Below are 11,776 nucleotides of genomic sequence, written 5' to 3'. Positions count from 1 at the left end.
AAGAACGTAATAAAAAAGCCCCCTGCTCGAACAGGGAGCTATCCTGTAAGAAGTAGCTTTTCTTACGGGCATTTTAAACAACCTACTAAGTCATTTAAACCACGAATGTATGAAATTATTCGCAAGGTCAGCACGTGCCACGACCACAGTGACATACTGTCTGACTGCTTTTACACCACAAAAACTAGTCAATACCATTATGCGGTTAACCATCGCGACAGCTATATTGCTTTGCACCAGTGTCCAATTTTTATCCGCGTCTATGTCAAAGGCGCAGTCTCTTTCCCAATTAGAGGTAACTCTTCAGGCCGGCACTAGTTCGCCATTGAAAGTACTGGAGCAAATAGAACAGATCACCAGCTTCAGGTTTATATACCGGAAGGATCAACTTCAAGCAGTGAAATCGGTTAAAATACCGGCAGGGAAATATAACGTCGAACGTTTACTTGAACTGCTTTTTCCTCCAAATGAATTCCAACTGAAGCAGTTGAATGGAGTCAATATTGCTATACTACCGGTTACCGCAGGACCGGAAGCCTTAGCGGACATTCGCATCAGTGGGATGGTGAACGATGAGACGGGGCGACCTATCCCTGGTGTTTCTGTGCGTGTAAAAGAAGACCGGTCCCGTTCTACTGCAACAGACCAAAACGGTCATTATAATATTGATGTGGATGACAAGGTGAAGTCAACGCTGATCTTTAGTTACATCGGTTATCGAACGCAGGAGGTAGTCGTAGGCAACCAAACGTCTATTTCTATAACCCTTGAACCGTCCGTTGGCAAATTGGAAGAGGTGCAAGTGATAGGTTATGGTACGACAACCAGGCGTATGAATACTGGCTCTGTAGGCTCAATTACTAATGAAGTTATTGAAAAGCAAACAGTAGCAAATCCGATACAAGCCTTAGCGGGTAGAATATCTGGAATGACTGTTGTGCAAAATAACGGCCTACCGGGTAGTAACTCGACAGTAACTATTCGGGGGAACAACACCTTAGGCGCCAATGGACTTTCTGGCGCACTCCCTCTGTACGTCGTCGACGGTGTACCTTTTACGAATTTTAACTCGGGCATCCCTGTCACGGACAACTTAAATAGTTTTGGTTTAACCGGTGCAAATGGAGGACTTAGCGTATTCGGCCTGATCAGCCCGCAGGACATTGAACGCATCGACGTGCTAAAGGATGCAGATGCAACCGCTATATACGGTGCCCGAGGAGCTAATGGCGTGATTATGATTACGACAAAACAGGGAAAGAAAGGAAAAACGTCGTTAGGGGCCAACGTCTATGTGGGCGCCGGAAGAGTTGGTCGCTTTATTGAAATGTTAAATACTGATCAATATTTGACTTTGCGACGTGAGGCTTTCAACAATGATGGTGTAGTGCCAAACACGACGAATGCTCCGGATCTGTTGACGTGGGACCAAAATGCATATACAGACTGGCAGGACTTGCTGATCGGAGGAACTGCGAATGTCAGTGACGCTCAGCTCAATTATTCGGGAGGTAATGATCGTATTAATTTCTTTTCGAGCTTAAATTACAGACGAGAAACCACGGTTTATCCTGGAGATATGGGCAGCAAACGGATTAATGGACGGCTTAATGTGCAAACCAGGTCTGCTGACAATGCCTTTACTACTTCCTTTAGTGTAAACTACGCAAATGACAGAACGAACTTGATAGCGTCAGACATAAGTTCGGCGTTGAGTCTGCCCCCAAATTATCCCCTATATAATCCAGATGGCACTTTGTATTGGGGTAGTAACTTCACCAATCCCTATGCAAATCTTTTGAAAAAGTACAATAGTGACAATTCAAATTTTATTGCCAACGGTGACCTGAAGTACACTCTATTGGAAGGGCTCAATTTGAAAATGAATCTTGGTTATACTAGAACAACTGTAATTCAGAATACTCAAAATCCAATATCCTCTCAAAACCCTACATCAACCGGCAGGAATAACTCAGCTGCATTTGCCAATACACTTGCAACGAACTACATTATAGAGCCTCAAGTAGACTACTCACTAAAAGTTCATAGAAGCAGTTTTAATTTTTTAGCAGGAACATCATTTCAGGAAAACGTTAGCGATGCCAATCGTGTTAACGGAAGTAATTATGCTTTCGAAGCGATGTTGAACACCATAAATGGTGCGGGTACAGTTACCTCAACAAATAACTATTCAATCTATAAGTTCGCCTCTTTGTTTGGACGGATAAACTATGACTTGGATAAGAAATATATTTTGAATCTGACTTATAGGCGTGACGCCTCGTCAAGATTCGGCCCGAACTTTCAGGAAGCGAATTTCGGGGCCTTGGGAGCAGCCTGGATTTTCTCCGATGAGGATTTTATTAAGTCCAAGGTAGGATTTTTGAGTTTCGGTAAGTTGCGGGCAAGCTACGGCACTACCGGCAACGACATATTGCCAAACTATTCTTACTTAAGTCGTTTCAATGCCGGTGCTCAGTATCAGGGGCAATCTACCCTTGCCCTAAACGGTGTCGCCAACCCCAATTTAAAGTGGGAGACGACGCGAAAACTGGAGTTTGGTGTGGACCTCGGTTTTCTTAAAGACCGGATTTTATTTAAAATGGATGCTTATTGGCATCGGTCAACGGATTTACTCACTTATGCAGATTTACAAACGGCTACAGGATTCAATTCGATCAACATAAATCTTGATGCTTTGGTGCAAAATCGTGGACTGGAATTTGAATTGGAGTCGACCAATATCAATTCAAATAACTTTAAATGGAACACATCTTTCAATATTTCCTTCCAGCGCAATAAACTGTTAAGTTTTGACCAGCAGTCTACCGCATTTTATGGCTCGAGTTTCGAAATAGGTTATCCGGTAAGTTTGCAACGATTATTCCAGTTTAACGGAGTTGATCCGACAAGTGGAGCCGCGCTTTACCAGGATTTCGATGGTAACTCCGGTTTAGATTTTACAGCCGACAGGTTTAACGCGTCGCCGGGTAGCCCGTTTTTTGGAGGTATTAACAATGCATTCACTTACAAAAATGTCAGTTTAGATGTCTTTTTGCAGTTCAATCACAGCCGCGGAACTACCAACCAAATTTTCGGCACTCGGATAGGCAGTCTTAACAATCAAAATGCATCTGCTTTAAACCGATGGGTTAATCCTGGCGATGAGGGCACCCTTTTTCCGGGCGCTTCCGCAAATGCCGGCGGAGCAATCTATTCGACTTATAACACTTTTGGTCAGTCGAGTTTCTTTTACGGGGACAATTCATGGATGAAGCTGAGGTCTGCTAGCCTGTCCTATACTTTGCCTAAAGATTGGCTTACCAAGATAAAACTAAGTAATGCAAGAGTGTATTTACAGGGACAAAACTTGTTGACGATGGCCAAAAATAAATATGTGCTAGACCCGGAATCAGCTAATTCACTGCAGTTTGCTAACACGTTGCCCCCGCTTCGTACTATTGTATTTGGCCTCAACCTGACACTTTAAAACTTGATTATGAAATTGACAATATTAAAATTAAAATATGGATGTGTGGCTTTGCTCTCATTCACCATAAGTTCTTGCAAGAAATTCGTCGATATCGGCACACCAAACGGAACAGTTCCTGCTGTTGAAGTGTTTAAAACAGATCCTGCTGCTACTGCTGCGATAGCGGCACTTTATGACAACACGGCTGTTCGTGAATCAATGCTTAACGCAACTGTTGTAGGCGGAGCATTGGCTGATGAGTTGCGGTACAATTTGACGGATTTTGTTGCTGATTTTCAAACTAATTCTGTGGCGCCGAATAACGGTTACCTGAGCGGTACTCTTTGGTCTGGCCCATATCGCAATGTGGCCAACAGCAACATTGCTATTGATGGCCTTTCAAAGTCCCAAACCTTAACGCCGGCGGTTAAAAGCCAGTTGCTAGGTGAAGCTTATTTTTGGCGGGCATTAGCTTATCTGCAGTTGAAGACTTTTTTTGGTGATGTGCCCCTTTCCACATCTCCGGACCCTTTAACTATAGCATTGCTACCTAGATCTCCTGTCGCGGATGTTACCGCTTTAATCATTTCTGACTTGAAAACTGCTAAGCAATTATTGACGCCGACTTACCCTTCGTCAGAGCGTGCGCGGGCGAACGTGTATGCAATATCGGCGCTCTTAGCTAGGGTGTATTTGTATGAAAAGGATTGGGCGAATGCAGAAGCAGAGGCAACGTCCGTAATTTCATCCGGAGTTTACAGCATGTCAAGTTTGGCAAACACTTTTGTCAAGACCAGCACTGAAACCATTTTACAAGTTTTCAACTTAAATGGGGTCACCCTTTGGGGTACGACATACGTGCCATCTTCAGCAACTGCTACACCTAATTGGCTTCTTACTAATGATTTGGCAGATGCATTTGAGGCAGCTGATGCCAGGAAGGCTGCATGGACTGCGGCGCTCGGAAATTCGGGCAATTTTTCTGTAAGCAAATATAAATTACGTACGGGGGCAGTCGGCAGCGAGTATTATGTGGTATTGAGGCTGGCAGAGCAACACCTGATCCGAGCTGAGGCGCGTGCGCAGCAAAATAATTTAGCCGGGGTTTCCGGCGCTGAGGCTGACTTGAATGTTGTTCGTAACCGGGCAAATTTAGGTAGCTTATTGAATTTGAATAAGCCTGATATGCTTAGAGCTATCGAGAAAGAAAGGAGGTTGGAACTATTTGGAGAATGGTTTCACCGCTGGGCAGATTTGAAGAGAACGCCCGGCTTTACCGATCCTTCGAAATCCCGGGCTGACGAAGTGCTTTCGGTTTATAAAGGCGTGAACTGGCAATCAACAGATGTACTATTGCCGATTTCTTCGGATGAGATTACTAAGAACCCCGCATTAAAACAAAATTTGGGATATGAGAACTAAAGAAGTTAGAACTCTATTTTATATCAGCTTGACCGCTTTGGGACTTTGGAGTCCAGACGCTGTAGCTCAACAGTCCGGTGAATTAGAGGATTCACTAAGGAATCGATATACGGAACTTTTAAAGTCTGAAGACCCATCCGACAAACTGGCGTTAGAAAAAGAATTGTACATTTTGCTTCAAAGCAATAATGAAAAGGACTGGGCCACGGCGGCCCAGTTCTTCTACCGCTTAGGTAAACCTAAAATTCAGGATTCCATAGCAACTGCCGGACAAAAGAAGTTTCCAAATGGCATTTGGGCGCGTGGGGCCGCGATTTCGAGCATCTATAAGGAGAAGGATCCGGTAAGAAAAGAGCAAAAATACCGTGCATGGATAAAAAAATTTCCGCCGAAAAATTTTGACGAAGAAAGTATCGAATACGACTATGCCAGCAATGCTGTGGCCTCAGCTTATGCGGAGGCCGGTAACACAAAGAAAGCAGTTGCTTATGCAAATATGGTCTCTATTCCGGCCTGGAAGGGCGAGGGGTATGCCGGACCTGGTATGCGTCTAATTAAAGCTGGACACGTAAAGGAAGGCGAACAGCTTTTGAAAAAAGCCTGGGAGGTAAGCTACCGAGCTTCAACGACTGATAAGGATAAGCCTGGTGCTAGTTTTACGGCTACGGGTCTGCCGAGCTATACACGGACCCTGGTTGATATCCTCGTGGAACGTGAAGATTACGCAGGAGCTTTAAACTATTTGAACTTGGTTTACAACAACGTCCCGGCTGCAACAGGGTCACTTGAGGGCAGATATGCACTTGTACTCGAGCGTTTGGGCCGAAGGTTTGAAGCCTTTGACGTTTTACAAAGAAGCATACAACGAGGTTTAGCTACGCCTGAGATGAAGGATCGCTTAAAAGCACTTTGGCAGGAAGTCAAAGGGTCGGATGCTGGATACGCAGACTTTATGTCATCCGTCAACAAAAGTCTCCGCAAAAGGATGAAGGATGAACTGTCTAAGAAGATGATTAGCCTCCCTGCACCTTCATTTACGTTAACAGATGTTGACGGAAACAAGGTTGTTTTGAGTGATTTAAAAGGCAAAGTTGTGGTACTGGATTTCTGGGCTACTTGGTGCGGGCCATGCAAGGCTTCATTTCCTGGAATGAAACGTGTGGTTGAGAAATTTGCACAGCAAGACAACGTTAAGTTTTTATTTATCCACACATGGGAAAGGGAGGAGAATGCGACGGAAAATGCTAAGAAATTTATGATTGCTAATAATTATCCATTCCAGGTGTTAATGGATTTAAAAGATAATAATGGGATCAATAGGGTTGTAAGCGATTTTAAAATAAGTGGTATACCAGCAAAATTTATCATTGATGGGAAAGGCATTATACGGTTTCAGGTCACTGGAAATGGCGGACAATATGATCCAGTAGAGGAAATGACTGAAATGATTGAGCTGGCTGGGAATGGAGTTTAACCGACATACTCATATCCGTCACAATATTTAGCGCGTGTCCGGTAGCCTTAGAAGTGGATGGTCCAACCGTAATTAGTTGCCAACAAGTGATCAATTTTAAACCTAGAAATAAGAGTATGATGAAGAAAGTAAAATTTATAATTCTTTTCTGTTCTGTCTTTTTCACTTCAATAGTGAATGCCCAGCAGCGGGCGGCAAAATCAAACGGGATTATAGGAGGGCCGGCTCCCGAGCTGCATATCGCAAAATGGTTAAAAGGCGACAGTACGAGCAAGTTTAAAAGGGGAAGGGTTTACGTGGTCGAATTTTGGGCGACATGGTGCAAACCCTGCATTGCGGGTATGCCGCATCTTTCTGACCTTGCCAGGAGGTATAGGCAAGACGTCTCAATAATCGGTGTGAATGTAATGGAGAGAACCGGCACAGCAATGTCTGTGATAGAAAAGTTTGTTGGAGGGATGGGTAACAAAATGGACTACCATGTCGCTGTGGAAAAGGAGGGCAGGATGACCCAAGATTGGTTGAGGAGCTATGGATTTCGAGGAATCCCAACCGCCTTCATTGTCGACAGGGAGGGTGATATAGCTTGGGCGGGTCTGCCGGCAGGTCTAGACAAAGTGCTTCCACAGGTTATTGCCGGCGAATGGGACAATGCGCGTGCTGCAATGGAACACCAAGAATATAGGCGGTTGACAGAATTGGACAACAATCTGGTGGTAAGTACTTTAAATCCAACAATGGGCAATCCGGGCGATCCGCAAGGTGCACTGAAAAAGATAGATGAGCTTGTCAAAGAAAATCCAGGACTGAAATACTATCCTAAAACTGCACATTTCACGATTTGGTCACTTGTGAAATTGAATTCAGAAAAGGTTGTGGAGTATTATCACGGGATGAAAGCATTTCATGCTGATCCACCCTTTAACGCAGTAACAGATGCTGTTTACGATAAAGATAATTTGAATGCCGCTATTTACCTTATCGCAGTGGACGCCTATGAGGAACAGTTAAGGAGATATCCGTGGAGTATGAATTTTGCGGAAACATATAATCGTATGGCTGCCTTGTATGAAAAGGCAGGGAACCCTGCGAAAGCGGTAGAAATGAGACAGAAAGCTGAAAAGTCTGCAACGCCATGAAGTTGTAGCAGAACCTAAGCCCCTTAGTCATTTCATTACATCTCATCAACTGATCAATTTGGTTTTGTGCCAGAGTATTTGAATGAACCAATTTCCCATGAGCATGGCCGCCTTAAATGCAATGTTATCGCGGGATTATCGTTCGTTACTGCTCTTGGTTCGCGTAATAAACGGTGCCAGCATTTATGACGGCTGCCATCGGGTTGGTCTGCCATAGACGGATTATCGGATTTGAAGCTTTGAATGTGGCACCACCCACCTATCGTCAAATTAGCTAAATGCTCGGCACCTTACCTGCAGACTGATATGGTGTTTAGACAATTTCAGCGCATGGTAAGGAATTGGACAACATTTGCTAACAAAGCCAATAGATCGATGGTTACTGTTGAGCCCCCGTAATTACATTCCGGAGGATTGCCATCAGAATCATTTCCTTATAAGGAACAGATTTTGTTCGAGCTTTCATTAACTGATCCGTATAACGGCGCACTGCGATATCGGCAGTGTGCCAAGCCCATAAATTCGTCTTGTGCACATTGGCTGCCCCCACAAAACAGGGTTAACTATGCGCACCCGTAATTTCTTGAACGTAGAGTTGAGTGAAATTCCATCTAAAGCAATAGCCTATCGAAATATCCATTGCCGCGAGGAGGCATTCCGTTGAGACGTCTGCGGAGATTTAGACCTTTAGTTCCCTCTAAACCCGTTTTGTGAAAGGTAGAAACTACTCAATGACAAAAGAAAACATATCGTCTTGGGTTGAATGGATCTAGTAGGATCAGACCATCAAGCAGTTTCCCAGTGATTCTAGTAACATAAATATCCCATCAAATTCATCACTGATAGCAGCGATAACATCTCGTTATTGTTCCCAACTTTTGGAAATTGAAACCTATTGCATAGTGAGTGCGTATACAGCAAAGGAAGCCAGCCAATGCTCACCCATATAATCGCCGCTGGCGACATTCGGAAGTGCCGAACTCAAATGCTTGTTCGCCAGAACGAATAGCTGCTTTTGGTTCTTTGAATAATGCTTCCCAATATTATAAAGAGCGGAGGCCCGACTAAGATTTAGGCCATCCAGATGAACCAGCTTGCCATCACTTCTGTCTTTTACTTCGCCTGGAATGATGTTGAAGTTGGTTTTGGATGCTGATGGCAGAAATTTTTTAAACCACTTTTCAAATTGTTTCCCAGTCAACACACGAGCCATTAAGTCTGCTTCTTCCAAGCAGGGACTTAAAAAGTCAGCGCCTCCAGGTTCCCAGTTAAATGGGCAATTTGCGTCATTTTGATAGAATCGGACGGCAGTTTCTTTGACAACATTTTGCAATTCCTGATTTTTCGCGTTTCTAGCATACTCCCAGGCAAGTTTCAATCCGAAGGCTAGATTAGAATGTTCCCCAGATCTGACTGCGTAACTCATCTTCGGTAAATACTCAATATAAAGACTTGCTATTTTGTTAGCTAACGGCCTTAGATTATTCTGGAGCTTTGTGCCAAGCGGATCATTCCAAGTATCCAGTTCGGTTTGTAATTGAAGCAACCAGGCCCACCCGTACGTTCGCTCAAAAGCTTTATTATCCTTTCCTTCGAAGATTTTAATCTCTTGAATGATATTTTCAGCAGATAGGTTTTCGTTGAGTTTAGACCGGATTTCCGACGCTTCTGGGATAGTTGGGAAAAGTTTGAGTAGTCGTACAAGCATCCAATGCCCATGAACACTGCTGTGCCAGTCATAACACCCATAGAATGCAGGATGATAGTCCCGTGGCTTTCTAGTCATTGAAGTGTCGGTAAAGGTAATTCCCGTCTTATATGGGAATTCGGCTTGCATGCATTTCAAAGGCAGTGCGGCAAAATGGGAAGCCCCCTTCAACGTAAGTGTATATTTTTTGTCTTTGATTGTATAGTGTTCGGATTGTGCTAATAGGTAATCAGGAAACAGCAAAACAAAGTTAATGGCTAGGAACGATGCGAACTGATAACAATTGATTTTCATATAGGTTTGATTCAAGTTGCGGAAAATGCAATATTACCAGAATGATTTCTCTTTAGGTAATTTATTGCCAGTAAATGTTGAAGATTCTGTGCCATGGAGTCTGGTAAGCGACTGAGCTGTAAAATCTTGTGTTGTCCCTGGTTGCTTTAGAATGCGTCACCTTAACAAAGGGAATCGCCAAAAAGTATGATCTGAAAAACAAAAAATATTTTTGAAAAGGGATTGAAACTGGTTAAAAAATTCAGGCATGAGCAAATATATAAACATCAATTGCTTATTTGCTCGAAATTGAAACTCTAAAAATGCAGTCTGCCGTGCAGATTAGAGTAACTAGATTGACCAAATCCGGTAAATGCTAAAATATGCATCCTCGACATATGGGAAATATTATCTATCATTGCGATTATTCGTAAATTTAAAGGAATAAACTGATCAACATATGGTGCTGAAACTCGGTTATGATGAGGCTGAATTATTGGCGAGAATTGCCGAGGGGGACCAGCGTGCGTTTGAGATTATTTATGATAGATACCATGCTCGCATTTATCAATTCGCGATTGCATATCTTAGGAATGAAATGGATTCCGAAGAGATAGTACAGGAGATTTTTTTGAAGTTGTGGATGCGTGACGGCCGTTCCTCGCCGATAGAGAACCTGCCTGCATATTTCCAGATTTTAACAAGGAATCATTCGCTAAACGCACTAAGGCGGAAAGCCAGAATAAACAGTACGGATTTAGAGGCGTCGGTGAACTGGATTGAAGACGATCTGGACACTGAACATCATATCTTGCTCAACGATACGCGCAGAGTACTGAACCAAGCTATTGAGCTACTACCTCCACAGCAAAGGATAGTATATCAATTGTGTCACGTACAGGGCCTGAAATATGAGGACGTGGCGAAGCAGTTAAATATTTCTCCGGGGACGGTGCACTCGCATGTAAAAAGCGCACTTAAGTTTTTGCGTGAATACCTACGCAGTCATACTGACATTGCAGTGTTATTAATTATTTTTAAATTATTTTAAAATTCACTACCCCGATCATCTTCGGGCGGGGTTCATATAATAAACGGATCATTGTGATCCTTGAACTTGGACTATATGGACAAAACCCGGATCGTTTATCTGCATACACGTTATCTGCAAAAACGACTGACACTCGCTGAATTGGAGGAGTGGAAGGTGTTACTGAATGAAAAAAGTATGCAAGATTCTATTGAAGAGGTGATGGATACGAACTGGGAGTACTTACAAACAATTGATCCTCCTCCGTTACCACCTGGGCGCTCGCTAGCAATTTTGAACAATATTTTAGCGAATAAGAAAAAGAAAGTGGTTAAGGTCGTATGGCCGAGACTCGCGGTTGCTGCTGCAGTTGGAGGTATTACCTTTGCTCTCTTGTTGTATTATAATATATCTGATAAATCGGATGTAAGTGCAAAGCGCGACACTATCGTCAAAAGCGATATCCTCCCAGGAGGTAACAAAGCTACTCTTAGGCTGAGCAATGGCCAGGTAATTGACCTGAGCGCTCAAAAGAGCGGCGTGGTGATCGGCGCTAGGGGAGTAACTTATTCTGATGGAGCTACTCTAAAGAATGGCTCTTATTCCAAAGAGCAAACCATAACGGCAAGTACACCGAGAGGAGGAATGTATCATTTTGTTCTTCCGGACGGCTCAAAGGTATATTTGAATGCTGCCACTACTATGAAGTTTCCTTCGGCGTTTAATAAAGCGAACAGGGTTGTAGAACTCGTTTCAGGAGAAGCATATTTCGAGGTTGCGAAGGATAAAAACAGTCCATTTGTTGTAGAGAGTACGGATCAACAAGTAGAGGTTTTAGGTACCCGTTTCAATATAAGTGCCTATCCCGAGGAGATTGGAATAGCAACTACACTTTTGGAGGGTAGCGTCCGCCTGAAGAGCAACAGTGCCCAGCGGATTCTGGCGCCTGGGATGGCGGCACTAAATAATCAAAAGGGCATTCAGATTTATGATGTGAACGCCCCGCAATCTATTGCATGGACAAATAACAAGTTTGTTTTTGCTAATGAAGATATCGAAACCATCATGAGGAAGGTCGCGCGCTGGTACAATGTACAGGTGTATTTTCTCGGTGAAAAGCCCTTGGATCGATTTGAAGGAACCGTTTCTAGATTTGAAAGGGTTTCCAAAGTGTTAAGGGCGCTTGAGTCTACCGGGCAGGTGCATTTTAAGATAGAAGGAAGAGCAATATATGTATTTAAATAATAGATCGCTTAAC

The 11,776-nt window shown here is 43.4% G+C and carries 7 protein-coding genes; 6 read left to right on the top strand and 1 reads right to left on the bottom strand.

The window, feature by feature from the left end:
* Positions 1-109 precede the first annotated feature (109 nt).
* The 4 genes from J3P40_RS14020 (at position 110) to J3P40_RS14005 (ending at position 7,507) form a co-directional block, all read left to right on the top strand.
* Positions 110-3,490 carry a SusC/RagA family TonB-linked outer membrane protein gene (locus J3P40_RS14020; protein WP_256006776.1) on the top strand — a complete coding sequence of 1,127 codons (3,381 nt, stop codon included), beginning with the start codon at positions 110-112 and terminating at the stop codon, positions 3,488-3,490.
* Positions 3,491-3,499: 9 nt separating this feature from the next.
* Positions 3,500-4,894: a RagB/SusD family nutrient uptake outer membrane protein gene (locus J3P40_RS14015; protein ID WP_256007079.1), complete on the top strand. Its 1,395-nt coding sequence runs from the start codon at positions 3,500-3,502 to the stop codon at positions 4,892-4,894.
* Positions 4,884-6,368, top strand: coding sequence for a TlpA disulfide reductase family protein (locus J3P40_RS14010; RefSeq protein ID WP_256006775.1), 1,485 nt, complete (start codon positions 4,884-4,886; stop codon positions 6,366-6,368). The genes J3P40_RS14015 and J3P40_RS14010 overlap by 11 nt, the downstream gene beginning before the upstream one ends.
* 116 nt (positions 6,369-6,484) lie before the next feature.
* Positions 6,485-7,507, top strand: a complete 1,023-nt coding sequence (locus tag J3P40_RS14005) for a TlpA disulfide reductase family protein (RefSeq protein ID WP_256006773.1) — start codon at positions 6,485-6,487, stop codon at positions 7,505-7,507.
* A gap of 892 nt (positions 7,508-8,399) precedes the next feature.
* Here the strand turns inward: J3P40_RS14005 and J3P40_RS14000 are convergent.
* Positions 8,400-9,509, bottom strand: coding sequence for a DUF2891 domain-containing protein (locus J3P40_RS14000; RefSeq protein WP_256006772.1), 1,110 nt, complete (start codon positions 9,507-9,509; stop codon positions 8,400-8,402).
* Between the two features lie 439 nt (positions 9,510-9,948).
* On the opposite strand from J3P40_RS14000, the gene J3P40_RS13995 reads away from it, so the two are divergent.
* Together J3P40_RS13995 and J3P40_RS13990 are read left to right on the top strand one after the other, a co-directional pair.
* Positions 9,949-10,539 (top strand): RNA polymerase sigma factor, encoded by a 591-nt coding sequence (locus J3P40_RS13995; protein ID WP_256006770.1) that lies wholly within the window; start codon positions 9,949-9,951, stop codon positions 10,537-10,539.
* A 75-nt stretch (positions 10,540-10,614) separates the two neighbouring features.
* Positions 10,615-11,763: a FecR family protein gene (locus J3P40_RS13990; protein WP_256006769.1), complete on the top strand. Its 1,149-nt coding sequence runs from the start codon at positions 10,615-10,617 to the stop codon at positions 11,761-11,763.
* Positions 11,764-11,776 lie beyond the last annotated feature (13 nt).

The organism is Pedobacter deserti, assembly GCF_024436415.1.
Classification (GTDB): Bacteria; Bacteroidota; Bacteroidia; order Sphingobacteriales; family Sphingobacteriaceae; genus Pedobacter; species Pedobacter faecalis.
The sequence above is the reverse complement of the archived record's forward strand: the minus strand, read 5'-3'. Positions and strand labels throughout refer to the sequence as shown.

Excerpts from the sequence above, each read along its gene's own strand:
- J3P40_RS14020 (WP_256006776.1), top strand. The coding sequence starts at position 110 with ATGAAATTATTCGCAAGGTCAGCACGTGCCACGACCACAGTGACATAC.
- J3P40_RS14015 (WP_256007079.1), top strand. The coding sequence starts at position 3,500 with ATGAAATTGACAATATTAAAATTAAAATATGGATGTGTGGCTTTGCTC.
- J3P40_RS14010 (WP_256006775.1), top strand. The coding sequence starts at position 4,884 with ATGAGAACTAAAGAAGTTAGAACTCTATTTTATATCAGCTTGACCGCT.
- J3P40_RS14005 (WP_256006773.1), top strand. The coding sequence starts at position 6,485 with ATGATGAAGAAAGTAAAATTTATAATTCTTTTCTGTTCTGTCTTTTTC.
- J3P40_RS14000 (WP_256006772.1), bottom strand. The coding sequence starts at position 9,509 with ATGAAAATCAATTGTTATCAGTTCGCATCGTTCCTAGCCATTAACTTT.
- J3P40_RS13995 (WP_256006770.1), top strand. The coding sequence starts at position 9,949 with ATGGTGCTGAAACTCGGTTATGATGAGGCTGAATTATTGGCGAGAATT.
- J3P40_RS13990 (WP_256006769.1), top strand. The coding sequence starts at position 10,615 with ATGGACAAAACCCGGATCGTTTATCTGCATACACGTTATCTGCAAAAA.